The sequence below is a fragment of the Nonomuraea sp. NPDC049419 genome (assembly GCF_040676995.1).
Classification (GTDB): domain Bacteria; phylum Actinomycetota; class Actinomycetes; order Streptosporangiales; family Streptosporangiaceae; genus Nonomuraea; species Nonomuraea salmonea.
This window is the reverse complement of sequence record NZ_JBFAQB010000001.1, coordinates 1,059,724-1,075,586: the sequence shown is the minus strand read 5'-3', so window position 1 is coordinate 1,075,586 and position 15,863 is coordinate 1,059,724. Positions and strand designations below refer to the sequence as shown.

Genomic DNA, 15,863 nt, shown 5'->3' with positions numbered 1-15,863 from the left:
CGGTCAGCGGCGCTTGCGGCGGCGGCGCATGAGCACGATGGCCGCCCCCACGACCAGCACCGCGCCGATCCCGATCAGCACCGGGCTCAGATCGGGCCGCTCGTCGTCCCACATCTGGTCGGGGTTGTCGCCGAACTCCGCGGGCCTGGCCGTCACCCCAAGCGCGTCGCCCATCGACGCGACGAAGTGCCCCGCCCTGGTCTTGACGTCTTCCACCGTGCGCTCGGCGACCCGCTTCGGGCTCACCCGGTCGGCGATGGCGTCGACCGTCCGCGCCAACTCCGCGCGCGTCCGCGCGATCTGCCGCTCCAGCTCATCGGGATCGGTGTCAGCCATGGCTCTCCTTTCGACCGTACGCGTGCCCTCAGCGGCGAGGCGTTCGTTCCGGTCGTGATCAGTCTGTCAGGTCGGCGCCCCGGACGGCACGGCGGCCGCGCAGTGAGTCGGGCCGGTAGGTTGGTGGCAGTTAATCAGGAGGGCCCAGTGACAGAAACCAAGCTCGCGCCCGGCGACGCCGCACCCGAGTTCGCGCTTCCCACCGCCGACGGCGGCACCGTCTCGCTCGACGCCTACCGCGGCAAGCGCGTGATCCTCTATTTCTACCCCGCCGCGATGACCCCCGGCTGCACCAAGCAGGCGTGCGATTTCCGCGACAACCTCGGGCAGCTGACCGACGAGGGTTTCGTCGTCCTCGGCGTGTCGAAGGACAAGCCGGCGAAGCTCGCCAAGTTCGCCGAGCGCGACGCGCTGACCTTCCCCCTGCTGTCCGACCCCGAGCTGACCGTTCACCAGGCCTACGGCGCCTACGGCACGAAGAAGCTGTACGGCAAGGAGGTCGTGGGCGTGATCCGCTCGACGTTCGTCATCGACGGCGACGGGAAGATCGAGCAGGCGCTCTACAACGTGAAGGCGACGGGTCACGTGGCCTCGCTGAAGAAGAAGCTCGGCCTCGCCTAGACCTCTCCGGCGGGCGGCGTTATTCGTGTGATAACGCCGCCGACCGGGCGGGCGCCGAACCGCGTAAGCAGGCGGTAAGATTGGCGGCACGTGGCACTTCCCGTGCCCGAATTGTCATTTCCCGACCGAAAATCTCGGGGCATGGCAATGGCAAAGGGGTCGTAGCCCAATGGCAGAGGCGCAGTCTTTAGGTGGCTGTTAGTGTGGGTTCGAATCCCACCGGCCCTACGAACCATTGCGTTTCCGCGCCCCTGACCGGCCGTTTCTCAGTCGTCGTAGGCGGGCGCGACGGGCGCCGCAGGGGCGTCCTCGGGGCGCGGCGGTCGCGGCACGCGGGGCGGCGAGGGCGCACTGCAGCGCACCTCATTCTCGCGCTCCCAGCAGCTCACGTCAGGCACGGCGTGGACGCGGAAACGGTCCGGGCGCGGCATGTCGTACCAGACGCCGAACCTGCCGTGATCATGGTCGGCGTCGTTGACGGCGGCCACGCTGACACCGCCGATCAGGGCTCCCGCGAGCAACCCGACGAGTCCCGCGCCGATGAGCGCCTTGCGCCCGCGACGGCCGCCGCTCCGCGGCGTCTCCCAGTCGACGGGCTGCGTGGGAGGGATCTCGGCGTATGCCTGATCGGCCTGTTCGCCGTACTTCAGAGCCGGCTGCTCGGGACTCGGGCCGCGCGGCGCTTCCTCATCGCCGCGCGACCCGGCATCGCGATCATGATCCGCCATCACGATCTCCCTTTACTCGCCCCGCAGGGGGCGCTCCCGGTAATGAGAATGCCAAATACACCGTAAGCCGCCCGTAAGCTCCCCGTCATCTAAGACCTGGGTCGTACTCACACTTCAGTCTTCAGGCGGACAGAAGCTTCGTATGCGCTGCATATCGTGAGGATGTGTTCGGCAGGGTACGGGCGTGGTCGCGACGCCACGAGAAGCTTGCGGGCGCCCTGTGGGCGAGCCCTCTGGCGCTGTTCTGCGTCCTGACCGGGGTGTCGGCGGGCGGCGCCGCGCAGCTGGGCGGCGGTTCCGCGCCCGGCCTGCCCGGTTACCTCGGCCTGACGGCGCTCCTGCTGCTGCCGCTGGTGTGGCGGGACCGTCCGCTGCCGGCGTTCTCGGCCGTCGCGCTGGTCAGCTTCGGGCAGTGGCTGGCCGGCCTGGCCCCGGTGCCCGCCAACCTGGCCGTGCTGGTCGCGCTCTACGCGGTGGCCTCACGATGCCTGTTCCGCTGGGCGATGGCGGCCTGCCTCGTGGCGGAGCTGGGGGTGGCGCTGGCCATGGTCAACTGGTACCGCCCCACGTTCGGCATGTTCTTCAGCTGCTCGATCCTCGTGGTGACGGTCTGGCTGACCGGCCTGTACGCCAGCACCCGCCGCCGCTACCTGGAGAGCCTGGAGGAACGCGCCGAGCGCGCCGAGCGCGAGCGCGACCAGCAGGCCAGGATGGCCGCGGCGGCCGAGCGGGCCAGGATCGCGCGGGAGCTGCACGACGTCGTGGCCCACAACGTCAGTGTCATGGTGGTCCAGGCCGACGGCGCGAACTACGCCCTCGGCACCGACCTCGACCAGGCTCGCGCGGCCGTCGCGACCATCTCGGCCACCGGCAGGGCCGCGCTGGCCGAGATGCGCAGGCTGGTCGGCGTGCTGCGCGAGAACGAGAGCACGCCCACCGACTACACCCCGCAACCCGGTCTCGGCCAGCTCGACGAGCTGGTCAGCGGCTTCGCGGTGCCCGCCAGCCTGCGCGTCGCGGGGACGCCGGCCGGGCTGCCCGAGGGCCAGCAGCTCGCCGTCTACCGCATCGTCCAGGAGGCCTTGACGAACGCCCTCAAGCACGGCGGCCCCGGCGTCAGCGCCACGGTCGAGATCGACTACAGCGGCACGGACGTGCTCGTCCGGGTCACCGACGACGGCAGGGGCGCCGCCGCGCCGCGCGGCGCCGGCGGCCATGGCCTGATCGGCATGCGCGAGCGGGCCGGCATGTACGGCGGCGCGGTGTCGGCCGGCCCCCGCCAGGGCGGCGGCTTCGAGGTGCTGGCCAGGCTGCCCCTGGCGAAGGAGGCGGCGTGATCAGGGTGATGCTGGTCGACGACCAGGAGCTGCTGCGGGCCGGCTTCAGGATGGTGCTCGGGGCGCAGCCCGACATCGAGGTGGTGGCCGAGGCGGGCGACGGCGCGGCGGCCCTGCGGCTGCTGGAGCGGGTCGAGGTGGACGTCGTGCTCATGGACGTCCGCATGCCGGTCATGGACGGCGTGGAGGCCACCAGGCTGATCAGGGGGCCACGGGTGCTCATCCTGACCACGTTCGACCTCGACGAGTACGCCTTCGCGGCGGTCAAGGCGGGCGCGGCCGGGTTCCTGCTCAAGGACGTGCCGCCCGCCGACCTGGTCAGCGCGATCAGGGTGGTGCACGCGGGCGAGTCGGTGGTGTCGCCGAGCACGCTGCGCCGCATGCTCGACCGCTTCGCCGCCCAGCTTCCCAGCGGGCAGGCGCCGCCCGGTGCGGGCGACCTGACGCCGCGCGAGCGCGAGGTGCTGCTCATGGTGGCGCGCGGCCTGTCCAACACGGAGGTCGCGGCCCGCCTGGAGGTGGCGGAGGCGACGGTCAAGACGCACCTCGGCCGGGTGCTGGCCAAGCTGGGGCTGCGGGACCGGGCGCAGGCGGTCGTGTACGCGTACGAGGCGGGGTTGATCGTCCCCGCCCAGCCGCCCGCCCAATCGCCCGCGTATCGGCCGGAAGGCTGACCCGGGGTCATCTGGCGGCGCACACGAAGTCCCTCCTCAAGACCCAGGGAAAGGGACATTTCCGCTCCTAGCGTTGGTCGCGTTCCACGACCCCCGCGACCAAGGAGTGAACGTGACGCTCACCGAGACCCGGCGGCAGGCACCGGCCGCCGTGGTGGCAACAGAACTGACCAAGGTGTACGGCCAGGGCGACGCCCAGGTCCACGCGCTGCGCGGGGTGAGCGTGTCCTTCGCCACAGGGGCGTTCACCGCGATCATGGGGCCGTCCGGGTCCGGCAAGTCGACGCTCATGCACTGCCTGGCCGGGCTCGACACGGCCACCTCCGGCACCGTGCACGTCGGCGACGTCGAGCTGACCGGGCTGAACGACCACCGGCTGACGCTGCTGCGCCGCGAGCGGATCGGGTTCATCTTCCAGGCGTTCAACCTGCTGCCCACGCTGACCGCCGAGCAGAACATCCGCCTGCCCCTCGACATCGCGAGCCGCCAGGCCGACGAGACGCTGTTCGAGCGGGTCATCGACACCGTCGGGCTGCGCGAGCGGCTCGCGCACCGGCCCGCCGAGCTGTCCGGCGGCCAGCAGCAGCGGGTGGCGGTGGCCAGGGCGCTGATCAGCAAGCCGCAGGTCATCTTCGCCGACGAGCCCACCGGCAACCTCGACTCACGCAGCGGCGCGGAGGTGCTGGCGTTCCTGCGGACGTCCGTACGCGAGCTGGGCCAGACCATCGTCATGGTCACCCACGACCCGGTGGCGGCCTCGTACGCGGACCGCGTGGTCTTCCTGCGCGACGGCGAGCTGGTCACCGAGGTCGCCGCGCCGACGCCGCAGTCCGTGCTGGACACGCTCGTCCGGCTGGAGGCGTGAGGTGCTGAGGACCACACTGGCCGGGCTGCGCGCGCACCGGCTGAGGTTCCTGCTGACGTCGCTGGCGATCCTGCTCGGGGTGGGCTTCATCGCGGGCACGTTCGTGCTGAACGACACCGTCGAGGCCGGCTTCGCCCAGCGGGTGACCGCCGACGCGGGCAAGGTGGACGTGGCCGTGCTGCCCAAGGGCTCCGGCGAGCCGCTGCCCGCCGGACTGCTCGACCGGATCAGGAGCCTGCCGGGCGTCACCGAGGCGCAGGGCATCGTACGCGGCGCCGCGCCCCTGCTCGGCAAGGACGGCAAGGCCGTCGGCGCCCTGCCCACCACGGCCGTCTCGGTCGTCACCGGCCCGCTCGACCGTACCGACGTGGTCGCGGGCACCGGCCCCGGCACCGACGACCACGTCGCCGTCCTGGACGAGAACACCGCCGAGGCCCAGGGCCTGCGCCTCGGCGACACGATCACCGTGCTCGACTCCGGGCGCAGGCCGCACGCCTTCCGCCTGGTCGGGCTCATCGACACCGGGCTCGACCAGCAGCTCGCCTTCACCGGCGCGGTCGGCTTCACCACGGACACCGCGCGGCGCATGACCGGCGCCGAGGGGTACGCCGAGATCGACGTCAAGGGCTCCGGTCCCGGGCTGAAGCAGGCCGTCGCGGCGGCGGCCGGCGGCTCGTACGCGGTCAGAACCGGCGCCGAGCTGGCCGACGAGCTGGCCGCGTCCGCCGGCGTGGACACCCGGCTGCTCACGGTGGGGCTGCTGCTGTTCGGGCTCGTCGCCATGCTGGTGGCCGCGCTCGTCATCTACAACACCTTCACGATCCTCGTCGCCCAGCGCACCCGCGAGATGGCGCTGCTGCGCTGCATCGGGGCGACGCGGGGGCAGGTGTTCTCCCAGGTGCTGGTGGAGGCGGCCGCCGTGGGCCTGCTGGCCTCGCTGGCAGGTCTCGCCGCAGGGTACGGCCTGGCCGCGCTCACGCTGACCGTGCTCGGCGCGCTGGACGCCCCGCTGCCCACCGAGGCGGCCGTCACGCTCACCCCCGTCACCGCCGGCATCGCCCTGACCGTGGGCGTGCTGGTCACGGTGGGCGCGGCGCTGCTGCCCGCGAGGTCCGCGACCCGCGTGGCGCCGGTCGCGGCGCTGCGCAGCGAGCCGGAGGAGCGCACGTTCCGCGCCGGCCGGGCGCGGATGCTGTTCGCGGCGCTCTTCCTGCTGGCAGGAGCCGGTACGACCGGCGTGGGCGCGTTCGCGCTGCCCCCTGGGCAGGTCGCGCTGGTCGTCGTCATGGCCGGGGGCGCGCTGACCTTCCTGGCGGTGCTGATATTCGGGCCCGTGCTGGTCAGGCCGCTGAGCGCGGTCGTGGGATGGGTGCCGCGCCGCTGGTTCGGGGTGCCGGGCAAGCTCGCGGTGGACAACTCCGTCCGCAACCCCAGGCGGGCGGCCACCACCACGGTCGCGCTGACGATCGGGGTGACGCTGATGACGCTCATCTCCGTGATCACCGTCTCGACCCGGCTCACCATGACGGCCAAGCTGGACGACCAGTTCCCCGTCGACTACCTGCTGGTCGACCAGGAACGCGAGCCGCTCATCCCGCGCTCGGTGGGCGAGGAGCTGCGCACCCGGCCCGAGCTGGCCTCGGTGGGGCAGATCCGCAGGGTCGAGGCCGGCTTCGGCGGAAGGACGCAGAGCGTGGGGACGTTCGCCGGGCACGTGGAGCCCTATGTGACGGCCGGGTCCCTGCGCGGGTTCGCGGCCGGGCAGGTCGCGGTCGATGAGCGGACGGCGGCCAGGCTCGGGCTGCGGCTCGGCGGCACGGCGACGCTCGTGACCAAGCGGGCGGGCACGGTCTCCCTTCGGATCGTCGCGCTGCTCGACGGCGACCAGACGATGCTGCCCGCCGTCACCGTGCCCGAGCGCGCGTTCGACGCCTACTTCGGCGCGGTGCCCGACACGCAGGTGCTGGTCACGATCAAGGACGGCGTGCCCGCCGCGCGGGCCCGCGCGGTGGTGGACGCCGCCACGGCCGCCTATCCGACCCTGATGGTCAACAGCGCGACCGAGGTACGCGGGCAGTTCGACGAGACGCTCGACATGGTGCTGATGATCATGACGGGACTGCTCGGGCTCGCCATCCTCATCTCGTTGCTCGGCATCGCGAACACCCTGTCGTTGTCCGTCCACGAACGCACCCGCGAGTCCGCGCTGCTGCGCGCCCTCGGCCTGACCCGGCCGCAGCTGCGCCGCATGCTGTCCGTCGAGGCGCTGGTGCTCGGGCTGATCGGGGCGCTGGTGGGCGTCGCGCTCGGGCTCGTCTTCGGGTGGGCGGCGATGCGGGCGCTGCTGGAAGGCTCGCAGTACGCGGTGCCCGTCCCCCAGGTGCTGCTGTTCGTGGTGCTGTCGGGGGCGGCCGGGGTGCTGGCGGCCGTGATCCCGGCGCGGCGGGCGGCGCGGGCGTCCATCGTGGGGTCGCTGGCGGCCGGCTGACTTCGGACGAATAACGACATTGTCGAATAAACCCGGAAAACCCGGTTAGAGGGTACGAAGCAGGTCGGGCGTCCGATGGGGGCGACGCCCGGCCTTGCCCGTGCGGCCCCACACCGTTCGGGGGTCAGCGAGGGGTGCGGCCGGGCCACAGCTCCGCGACGGTCTCCACGTCCAGCAGCGGGCGCGCCACCACCTCGCCGGTCGCCCGGTCGATCACGATGCAGGCGCCGCCGGCCGTCTCCGGCAGGCTGGCCGGGTCGTCGGGCTCCAGGTCGCGGACCCAGCCGACGTAGCCGCCCTCGAAGCCGTACACACCCACGGGGACCGCCTCCTCAGGCGGGCGCACCCCGTTGAAGTACTCCTCGGCCAGCGCCCTGGCCTGCTCCAGGTTCATCGCGGCCGCCCCCACCGGTCGAGGATCACGCAGAACACCCCGGTCACCGTCCGGTACGGCGGCTCGACCGACATGTGACCCCGCTGCGCGTCGATCCAGATGACCTCGCCGTCGAAGTTGACCGCGTTCCAGGCGTGACTCCCGCCGCCCGGCCAGCGCACCACGAGCACGGCGCTCGCCCCGTGGCCGGCCTCGACGAGCCGGTGCGCGATCATCGGGTAGGCGTGCCGTCCCTGCCCGGCGTACTGCAGGCGGTGGCCCACCCAGCTTTCGATCCTGGCCACGCTCCCCTGCTCGCCGGTCAGCACGGGACGGCCGATCCGGTCGTACTCGGGCAGCCGGGGCGCGGCCGCCGCGGGCTCGCCGTGCCAGGTGGACAGCACGGCCAGCGCGCAGTCGGCGGCGTTGGAGGCCCGGAACGGGTCGTCGGCGGGCCCGCCGCCGTTGACCAGGCGCACCCAGGTGCCGCGCGGGTCGGGGAAGCGGGCGCCGCCGCGTACGGCGTCGGCGAGGTCCCGCTCCACCTGCGGGTCGGGCTGCGCGAGCCCGCCCGGCACGCCGTACGGGCGGCTGTCGGCCAGCCTGGGCGGCCGGTGCGCCCCGTCGAACCAGTCACCGTCCTCGGCGGCGATCAGAGGCTCGGCAGCGAAGGACCCGGCCGAGGACCCTGCAGAGGACCCTGCTGAGGACCCTGCCGAGGACCCGTCAGGGAGGGCTGCAGGCGAGTCGGCATCGGTCTCGGCGGCGTGCTCGTAGTCGAGCCACCGCATCCCGTCGGCCACGACGGGGTTGTATCGGCCATCTGGAAGAACCCATCGGACACTCGGCTTGTGCTCGCGGAACACGGCCTGCCTCCTGTCATGCTTCGACGAACGATCGTAGAGGCGACGCGGTGACAAGGGGGCGAAGTCGGAGAGATTCTCCATCCGAGCTAGGGGCTCTACCTGGGCAAACGGGGCATACCTCAGCTCACCTGCACGGTGACCGTGTGCCAGCCGGTGGCTCCGTCGGGAGCCGGCGGGGCGAGCTGGTCGGTCTGCGTACGCCCGGCCGCGTCGGTCGCGCGTACCTGGATCGCGTGCTCGCCCGGAGTCGCGTCCCAGTCGATCGACCACTGCCGCCAGGTGTCCGGGCCCGGCACCTCGGCCAGCTTCGCCACTCGCCACTGGCCGCTGTCCACCCGCACCTCGACGGCGTCCACGCCGGTGTGCTGCGCCCAGGCCACCCCGGCGATCGTGGTGCGGCCCGCCTTGAGCCGGTCGCCGTAGCCGGGGATGTCGATGCGCGACTGGGTCTTGATCGGGCCCTTGGCGGCCCAGCCGCGCGGCGTCCAGTACGCCTCGTCCTCGTCGAACCTGGTCACCTTGATGTCCACGACCCACTTGGTCGCCGAGACGTACCCGTACAGGCCGGGCACCACCTGGCGTACCGGGAAGCCGTGGTCCACCGGGAGCGCCTCGCCGTTCATCGCGATCGCGAACAGCGCGTCGCGGCCGTCCATGACGACGTCCACCGGGGTGCCGCAGGTGAAGCCGTCGGCGGAGGTGGACAGCAGCATGTCGGCGCCGGAACGCAGGCCCGCCTCGCGCAGCACGTCGGCCATGCGCACGCCCAGCCAGCGGGCGTTGCCGACGTACGGGCCGCCCACGTCGTTGGAGACGCAGGTCAGGGTCACGTCGGCCTCGGTGAGCGGGCGCCCCAGGAGGTCGGCGTAGGTGAGTTCGACGGGACGGTCGACCAGGCCGTGGATGCGCAGCGTCCAGTCGTTGGGGTCCACCTGGGGGACGACGATCGCGGTGTCCACCCGGTAGAAGTCCTTGTTCGGCGTGACGAACGGCGACAGCCCCGGGAGCCTGAAGTCGACGCCCGCGGGGAGCGGTCCGGCCGGGGTGGCGGGCTTGGGCAGGGCCACGCTGGTCCTGGCGGCGTCCACCGCCTGCCGGCCGCCGAACTCCCGGCCCAGCCAGGTCGCGGCGCCCGCCACGACCACGCCGCCGGCGACGCCGGTCAGCAGCCGCCGCCGGTCGAACTCGGGCACCCAGCCGCCGGCCCGCATCACCGCAGGACGCTCCAGCTCGTCCTCCGGCCCCTCTTCGAGCGGCGCGTCCTCATCGTCCGCAGACCTACCAGGCACCATCGCGGGCTGGGGGGCTCGGTCGTAGGCGGGGCCGGACGCCAAGGCGGGGGTGAACGTCGTGGCACGGCGCAGCAGCCATCTGAGGGCCCACGCGCCGGCGAGCGTACCCACGACGGTGGGCAGCAGATCCAGCACCCCCGTGTCGGGCCTGGTGAGCACGGCCAGCAGCCCGACCACCCCGAACACCGCGAACCCGGCGAACCCCAGGCTGAGCCGACGCCTGGCCAGCACCCCGATGAGCGCCGCCACTACGGCCAGCACCACCAGCACGCCACCGACCAGCACGGCCTTGTCGTTCTCGCCGAACGCGGCGATGGCGAAATCCTTGAGCGGCGCGGGCGCCGCGTCCACGGCGGCGTCTCCGACGGCCACCACGGGAAACGCCGCGGGTCCGACGACCCCGGCCACGAGCTGCGCGACCCCGAGTGCCACACCACCCGACACCAGCCCCACAAGCCCGCCCGCCCAAGCGGGAACGCGCACATTCCTCATCACAATCCGACGCTACGCCCCCGCACCCCAGAGGTTTCTTACGCGATGGTTACGGGTGCCCTCAGCGCCCTGGAAGGCCATCCGCACGACCGCCAGGCAGCGGGCCGGCCAGGAGCACCAAGGCCGAGGGGCAGAGGGCCGCGAGACGGAAGGCCGAGGGCCGGCCAAGAGGCGGGAGCCGGAGGGCCGGGGCCTGGGGTGGGTGGGGGTCAGGTGGCGAGGAGGGTCTGGACCATGGGGGCGAGGGCGCGGAAGGCGCGGCCGCGGTGGCTGATCGCGTCCTTCTCCTCTGGCGCCATTTCCGCTGTGGTGCGCTCTTCGCCCTCGGGGACCAGGATCGGGTCGTAGCCGAAGCCGTTGGTGCCCCGGGGTGTCCTGATCAGGCGGCCGGACAGGGTGCCGCTGGCGACGCGGTGCTCGCCCGAGGGCAGGGCCAGGGCGGCGGCGCAGGCGAAGTGGGCGGTGAGCTTGTCTTCAGGCACGTCGGCGACCTGGGCGAGCAGCAGCTCCAGGTTGGCCTGGTCGTCGCCGTGGCGGCCGGCCCAGCGGGCCGAGAAGACGCCGGGCATGCCGTTGAGCACGTCGACGCAGAGCCCCGAGTCGTCGGCGACGGCGGGCAGGCCGGAGCCCTGAGCCACGGCGTGCGCCTTGAGCAGGGCATTTTCCTCGAACGTGACCCCGGTCTCGGCGACCTCGCCGATCGAGGGGAACTCTTCGAGCCCGACGATGTCGAACCCGTCGAGGATGCGGCGCAGCTCCGCGATCTTGCCCGCGTTGCGGGTGGCCAGCACGATCTTCATGACGCCAGCGCCTCCTGCTGCAGCAGGGTCAGCTCGGCGCAGCCGGTGACGGCGAGGTCGAGGAGCTGGTCGAGCACGCCCCGGTCGAACGGCGTGCCCTCGGCGGTACCCTGCACCTCGACGAAGCGGCCGTCGCCGGTCATCACGACGTTCATGTCGGTCTCGGCGGCGACGTCTTCGCCGTAGCAGAGGTCGAGCATCGGGACGGTGCCGACCACGCCGACGGACACGGCCGCGACGGAGCCGATGAGCGGCTCGCCCGGGCACATGCGCCGCTGGCGCATCCACGCGACGGCGTCGGCGAGCGCGACGTAGGCGCCGGTGATGGCGGCCGTCCTGGTGCCGCCGTCGGCCTGCAGCACGTCGCAGTCGAGCAGGATGGAATTCTCCCCCAGCGCCTTGTAATCGACGCAGGCCCGCAGCGACCGACCGATCAGCCGGGAAATCTCATGGGTGCGCCCGCCGATTTTCCCGCGGACCGATTCGCGATCGTTACGAGTATTGGTCGCCCGCGGCAGCATCGCGTATTCGGCCGTAACCCAGCCCTGGCCGCTGCCCCTGCGCCAGCGAGGCACGCTGTCCTGCACGGACGCCGCGCACAGGACCTTGGTGCCGCCGAATTCGACCAGCACCGATCCTTCGGCGTGGGCCAGCCACTGCCGGGTGATGGTGATGGGACGGAGCTGGCCAGGGTTGCGGCCATCCTGTCGAGACATACTGCGGCCATCCTGTCGGGACATACAGATCACCCTATCTCCGCGCCACTGCACGCTTGACCAAATGTGTCCGCCACATGGATCCTTACGCAATGACAACGGGGGTGTTGCGTAACCCTGACTTCCTCCGGTTCCTCAGCTCGCACGCCGCGAACGAACTCGGAGCGAACGTTTCGCGTGTGGCGCTGCCGCTCGTCGCGGTCATGACGTTGCACGCCGGTCCGGCTCAGGTCGGTCTGCTGTCGTCGCTGCAGACGGTGGCGTTCCTCCTGCTCGGCCTGCCTGCGGGGGTGTGGGTCGACAGGCTGCGCAAACGCCGCGTCATGATGGCGTCGGACCTCGCGCGGTTCGTGCTGCTCGGCAGCATCCCGCTGGCGGCCGGTCTCGGCCTGCTCAGCATCGAGCTGCTGTTCGTGGTGGCGCTGCTGGCGGGCGTCTCGCAGGTGTTCAACGACGTGGCCGACTCGACGTACCTGCCCAACCTGGTCAGCACCACGCAGCTCAGCGACGGCAACGCGAAGCTGGAGACCGTACGGGCGAGCGCGTTCCTCGCCGGCCCCGGCGTGGGCGGGGCGCTGGTGCAGTTACTCGGCGCGCCCCGGACGGTCCTGACCACCGCTCTCGGGGCGCTCGCGTCAGTGTTCTTCCTGTCCACGGTGAAGGTGCCGGACAAGCCGCCGGCCGACACCGAGCGCGGCCCGATGCTGCGGGGCATCAAGGAAGGGCTGACGTACGTGTGGCAGGACCGCCTGATGCGGGCCTTCGGCGCCTCGTCCGCGCTCGGCAATCTGTGCGTGAGCGGCGTGCTCGGCCTGTCGGTGCTGTTCCTGGCGGAGACGGTCAAGCTGGCCCCGGGCGCTGTCGGGGCCTTACTCATGTCCGGCGGCATCGGCGGGGTGCTGGGCGGCCTGACCGGCGGGTGGCTGTCGCGCAGGTTCGGCAGTGCCAGGACGACCCTGGTGGCCACCGCCGTCGGGGCGCCGTTCGGGCTGCTGCTGCCGCTGACCGAGCCCGACTGGCGGGTGGTCTGCTTCGCGCTCGCCTCGATGGGGATCTCGTGGGCCGCGGCCATGTCGAACGTCGGCCAGAGCACCTATCGCCAGACCGTCACCCCCGATCACCTGCTCGGCCGGGTGAACGCGTCCGTGCGGTTCGTGACGTGGGGCGTGATGCCGCTGGGCGCGCTGCTCGGCGGCATCGTGGCGCAGCAGATCGGGGTGCGGCAGGCGCTGTGGCTGCTGATGGTGGGCAGGGCGGTGGCGTTCGTGCCGCTGCTGTTCTCGCCGCTGCCGCGGATGCGTGACTTCGCCGACGCGCGGCCTCACCAGTGACGGGCTCGCGAACAGGCCGGGCTCAGCCCAGCTCGTAGACGGCGCCGCTGCGGGCCAGCTCGACCGGCCCCGCGAAGCCGCCCGCCGACGCCTCCTCCAGCACGGTCGCCGAATCGTTCCACGGCACGAGGTGGGTCAGCACGAGCCGGCCGACGCCCGCCTTCGCGGCGTGCTCGGCCGCCTGCCGGCCGGTCAGGTGAAGGTCGGGCGGCAGGTCGGGCCCCTCGACGAACGACGCCTCGCACAGCAGCAGGTCGGTGCCCGTCGCCAGCTTGACCAGCTCCTGCGACTCGCCGGTGTCGCCGGAGTAGGCGACGCTCCTGCCGCCGTTGGCGACGCGGAAGCCGTACGCCTCGACCGGGTGGTTGACCAGGCCGGCGGTCAGCGTGAACGGGCCGATCTCGAACGAGCCAGGCCGCAGCGGGACGAACTCGAAGGCCGTCTCCAGCGCGGGCTCCTCCGGCATGCCGTACGCGCCCGCCAGCCGCCTCGGCGCGTCGGCCGGGGCGTAGACGGGGACGAGCGGGTAGGGCGCGGCCGGCCCGTACGTCCTGGCCACGTGGTAGCCGCAGATGTCGAGGCAATGGTCGGCGTGCAGGTGGGACAGGCAGATCGCGTCCACGTCGTACAGGCCGATGTGGCGTTGGAGCGCGCCCAGCGAGCCGCTGCCGAGGTCGAGCACCATCCTGAACCCGTCGGCCTCGAGGAGGTAGCAGGACGCGGGGCTGTCGGGCCCGGGGTAGCTGCCCGAGCACCCGACGATGGTCACCTTCATGTGGGCCTCCCGTTAAAGGTAGTACCCCCCACTGGTGCGACTTCGACCGCGTCGATCTCCGGCCCCAGGAAACGCCGCCCGAGCCGGGCGAAGAGCAGGGAGTCGCCGGTGGCGCGGAAACGGTGCCGGGGGGTGGCCTCGCCTCCTGCCGCCAGTCCGCGGTCGTGCAGGATCCGATAGACGTCCTTGGCCGTCTCGTCGGCGCTGGAGATGAGCGTGACCCCCTCGCCGGCGACGTAGGAGATCGCACCGGCAAGCAGCGGGTAGTGGGTGCAGCCGAGGATGAGCGTGTCGCAGCCGGCGGCCCTGACGGGCTCCAGGTAGCCGCGGACGACCTCGATCAGCTCGTCGCTCATCGTCTCGCCGCGCTCGACGTACTCGACCAGGCGTGGGGCGGCCACGCCGGTGAGCTGCACGTCTGGGGCGGCGGTGAAGGCGTCGTGGTAGGCCATGGACTCGATGGTGGCCCTGGTGGCGATCACGCCGACCTTGCCGTTGCGGGTGGCGCGCACCGCCCGCCGCGTGGCCGGCATGATCACTTCGACGACCGGGACGTCGTACCGCTCACGAGCGTCGCGCAGCACGGCCGCGCTGGCGCTGTTGCAGGCGATCACGAGCATCTTCACGTTCTGCTCGACCAGGTGGTCCATGACCTCCAGCGCGTACGCCCGCAGCTCCGCGATGCGCTTCGGCCCGTACGGCTGGCGGGCCGTGTCGGCCACGTAGGTGATGGACTCGTGGGGCAGCTGGTCGATGATCGCTCGCGCGACCGTCAGCCCGCCCACCCCGCTGTCGAAGATCCCAATGCTCGCGTCCGGCACGCTCTTGAGGGTAGGCGACCTGCACGATCAGCACTGCGTAAGAATGCTCACACCTGCGACACATGAGCATGATGCGGTGTCGCCTTGGTCACATCGCGACCTTCAGCCTCTTCCGACGCGGGCGAGCTGGCGCGACTGGGCGACGAGGCGGCCGGTGGAGTCGCGTACCTCGACCTCCTCGTCGAACCAGCCGTCGGCGACCAGCCGGCCGCTGCCGAGCAGCGTGAGCCAGCCGGGGGCGGGCAGGGCGCGCAGGTGCCAGGTGAGGTCCACGGTGGGCGCCCAGCCGCGCGAGCCGGAGGAGAAGATGACCGGCGGCAGCACGTCCACGGCCAGCGCCAGCACGTAGGGGTCGGGGTCCTGCGGCTCGGCCATCCTGAAGTACGCCCGCGACTCGGGCCTGCCGCTGGGCCTGCCGTGCAGCCAGCCGATGGTGGGCGGGTCGAAGCGCAACTCCATCTGGGCGTTGAGGGTCATGCCCGACTCGGGCTTGGGGTCGGGCAGCTTGGCGCACTCCTCGACGGGTGGCATCTCAAAAGCCGGTTCGTCAGCATAAATCGGCTCGACGTCCTGCAACGTGGCCGTCGTGATCAGGCTTTCGATCTGCGTCACGCCGTCCTGCACCAGCCTCGCGCGCGCGAACGCCACCGTCCTGCCCGCCTTCAGCGGCTCCACGACGACCTGCGCGGGACCGGCCACGGGCGCCTTGTGGAACTGCGCCGTCGTGCTCACCGGATGCTCGAACGGCGAGGCGTCCACCGCGGCCCGCAAGATCACGGCCATCAGATAACCGCCGTTGAGCGGCCCGCCGATCGCGTATCCGGGATCGAGACAGACGTCATAGGTGTGCTCGTCGACCCTGATCGCCTGCGTCGCCTCGTCGAACTTCGTCATCAGTCCCGCCTCATGTCCGAACTATGTTCTAGACATGCTAGAGCATTCGCCCATCAGCGCGCCTACCTGCGAAAACGTGATTCGGCTGACAACGTTTGATCATGGCAAGTGTCACCGAACTCATCGGTCAGTCCGTTTGGGACTCCAACGGGGTGTGGGTCGGTTTCGTGGTGGACATCCGCGTGGTCAGGCACAAGGGCGAGCTCCAGCAGAGCCACACCGTCTACGGCCTCGTCGTCTCCGGCCTGCGGGCGCCGTTCCTGCTCGGGCTCACCCGTGATCGCCAGGGCCGATCGGCCTGGCTGTCACAGCTGCTCGCCCGGGTCGTGTACGCGGGGTGCACGTTCGTCCCGTGGGAGAACGTCGTCGACTACGGAGGCGGGGAGGTGCACATCGATGTCCTGAGAAAAGAGCTGAATCGTGTCTAATCGCAACTTCAGTACATTGCAAGCGC

At 71.7% G+C, this 15,863-nt stretch carries 17 protein-coding genes and 1 tRNA gene; 8 read left to right on the top strand and 10 right to left on the bottom strand.

Annotation, left to right across the window (positions count from 1 at the left end; all coding sequences use genetic code 11):
• Positions 1-3: 3 nt before the first annotated feature.
• The gene (locus tag AB0K12_RS05005; RefSeq protein WP_364555638.1) at positions 4-336 is read right to left on the bottom strand and encodes a DUF3618 domain-containing protein; all 333 of its coding nucleotides are present in this window, start codon (positions 334-336) and stop codon (positions 4-6) included.
• Positions 337-483: 147 nt separating this feature from the next.
• Here AB0K12_RS05005 and bcp point away from each other — a divergent pair, with 147 nt between their 5' ends.
• Positions 484-957 carry a thioredoxin-dependent thiol peroxidase gene (gene bcp, locus AB0K12_RS05000; RefSeq protein ID WP_364378676.1) on the top strand — a complete coding sequence of 158 codons (474 nt, stop codon included), beginning with the start codon at positions 484-486 and terminating at the stop codon, positions 955-957.
• A gap of 155 nt (positions 958-1,112) precedes the next feature.
• Positions 1,113-1,185: transfer RNA gene (locus AB0K12_RS04995), tRNA-Leu, on the top strand.
• Positions 1,186-1,223: 38 nt separating this feature from the next.
• Here the strand turns inward: AB0K12_RS04995 and AB0K12_RS04990 are convergent.
• Positions 1,224-1,685 carry a hypothetical protein gene (locus AB0K12_RS04990; RefSeq protein WP_364555637.1) on the bottom strand — a complete coding sequence of 154 codons (462 nt, stop codon included), beginning with the start codon at positions 1,683-1,685 and terminating at the stop codon, positions 1,224-1,226.
• Positions 1,686-1,849: 164 nt separating this feature from the next.
• Between AB0K12_RS04990 and AB0K12_RS04985 the strand changes: the two genes are divergently transcribed.
• The 4 genes from AB0K12_RS04985 to AB0K12_RS04970 all read left to right on the top strand — a co-directional run bounded on the left by AB0K12_RS04985 (position 1,850) and on the right by AB0K12_RS04970 (position 7,049).
• On the top strand, positions 1,850-3,022 hold the full coding sequence (locus AB0K12_RS04985) for a histidine kinase (protein WP_364555635.1): 1,173 nt from the start codon (positions 1,850-1,852) through the stop codon (positions 3,020-3,022).
• The gene (locus AB0K12_RS04980) at positions 3,019-3,696 is read left to right on the top strand and encodes a response regulator transcription factor (protein ID WP_364555633.1); all 678 of its coding nucleotides are present in this window, start codon (positions 3,019-3,021) and stop codon (positions 3,694-3,696) included. The genes AB0K12_RS04985 and AB0K12_RS04980 overlap by 4 nt, the downstream gene beginning before the upstream one ends.
• A 112-nt stretch (positions 3,697-3,808) precedes the next feature.
• Positions 3,809-4,561, top strand: a complete 753-nt coding sequence (locus AB0K12_RS04975) for an ABC transporter ATP-binding protein (RefSeq protein WP_364555632.1) — start codon at positions 3,809-3,811, stop codon at positions 4,559-4,561.
• A gap of 1 nt (position 4,562) precedes the next feature.
• Positions 4,563-7,049 (top strand): FtsX-like permease family protein, encoded by a 2,487-nt coding sequence (locus AB0K12_RS04970; RefSeq protein WP_364555630.1) that lies wholly within the window; start codon positions 4,563-4,565, stop codon positions 7,047-7,049.
• A 124-nt stretch (positions 7,050-7,173) separates the two neighbouring features.
• On the opposite strand, the gene AB0K12_RS04965 is transcribed toward AB0K12_RS04970, so the two are convergent.
• The 5 genes from AB0K12_RS04965 to rph form a co-directional block, all read right to left on the bottom strand.
• Positions 7,174-7,458, bottom strand: coding sequence for a hypothetical protein (locus AB0K12_RS04965; RefSeq protein ID WP_364555629.1), 285 nt, complete (start codon positions 7,456-7,458; stop codon positions 7,174-7,176).
• Complete coding sequence (locus tag AB0K12_RS04960) at positions 7,440-8,225, bottom strand: toxin glutamine deamidase domain-containing protein (RefSeq protein ID WP_364555627.1); 786 nt, start codon at positions 8,223-8,225, stop codon at positions 7,440-7,442. Before AB0K12_RS04960 ends, AB0K12_RS04965 begins: the two co-directional genes overlap by 19 nt.
• Before the next feature lie 182 nt (positions 8,226-8,407).
• Positions 8,408-10,063: a molybdopterin-dependent oxidoreductase gene (locus tag AB0K12_RS04955; RefSeq protein WP_364555626.1), complete on the bottom strand. Its 1,656-nt coding sequence runs from the start codon at positions 10,061-10,063 to the stop codon at positions 8,408-8,410.
• Between the two features lie 218 nt (positions 10,064-10,281).
• Positions 10,282-10,872: an RdgB/HAM1 family non-canonical purine NTP pyrophosphatase gene (gene rdgB / locus AB0K12_RS04950; RefSeq protein ID WP_364555624.1), complete on the bottom strand. Its 591-nt coding sequence runs from the start codon at positions 10,870-10,872 to the stop codon at positions 10,282-10,284.
• The gene (gene rph, locus AB0K12_RS04945; RefSeq protein ID WP_364555622.1) at positions 10,869-11,588 is read right to left on the bottom strand and encodes a ribonuclease PH; all 720 of its coding nucleotides are present in this window, start codon (positions 11,586-11,588) and stop codon (positions 10,869-10,871) included. The genes rdgB and rph overlap by 4 nt, the downstream gene beginning before the upstream one ends.
• 77 nt (positions 11,589-11,665) lie before the next feature.
• Here rph and AB0K12_RS04940 point away from each other — a divergent pair, with 77 nt between their 5' ends.
• Positions 11,666-12,919, top strand: coding sequence for an MFS transporter (locus AB0K12_RS04940; RefSeq protein ID WP_364555620.1), 1,254 nt, complete (start codon positions 11,666-11,668; stop codon positions 12,917-12,919).
• Between the two features lie 22 nt (positions 12,920-12,941).
• Here AB0K12_RS04940 and AB0K12_RS04935 read toward each other — a convergent pair whose 3' ends face one another.
• From AB0K12_RS04935 to AB0K12_RS04925, 3 genes are all read right to left on the bottom strand, one after another.
• Positions 12,942-13,694, bottom strand: coding sequence for an MBL fold metallo-hydrolase (locus AB0K12_RS04935; protein WP_364555618.1), 753 nt, complete (start codon positions 13,692-13,694; stop codon positions 12,942-12,944).
• Positions 13,691-14,515, bottom strand: coding sequence for a glutamate racemase (gene murI / locus AB0K12_RS04930; RefSeq protein WP_364378709.1), 825 nt, complete (start codon positions 14,513-14,515; stop codon positions 13,691-13,693). Before murI ends, AB0K12_RS04935 begins: the two co-directional genes overlap by 4 nt.
• A 102-nt stretch (positions 14,516-14,617) precedes the next feature.
• Positions 14,618-15,409 (bottom strand): thioesterase family protein, encoded by a 792-nt coding sequence (locus tag AB0K12_RS04925; protein ID WP_364378712.1) that lies wholly within the window; start codon positions 15,407-15,409, stop codon positions 14,618-14,620.
• A 101-nt stretch (positions 15,410-15,510) separates the two neighbouring features.
• Between AB0K12_RS04925 and AB0K12_RS04920 the strand changes: the two genes are divergently transcribed.
• Complete coding sequence (locus AB0K12_RS04920; RefSeq protein WP_364555615.1) at positions 15,511-15,837, top strand: hypothetical protein; 327 nt, start codon at positions 15,511-15,513, stop codon at positions 15,835-15,837.
• Positions 15,838-15,863 lie beyond the last annotated feature (26 nt).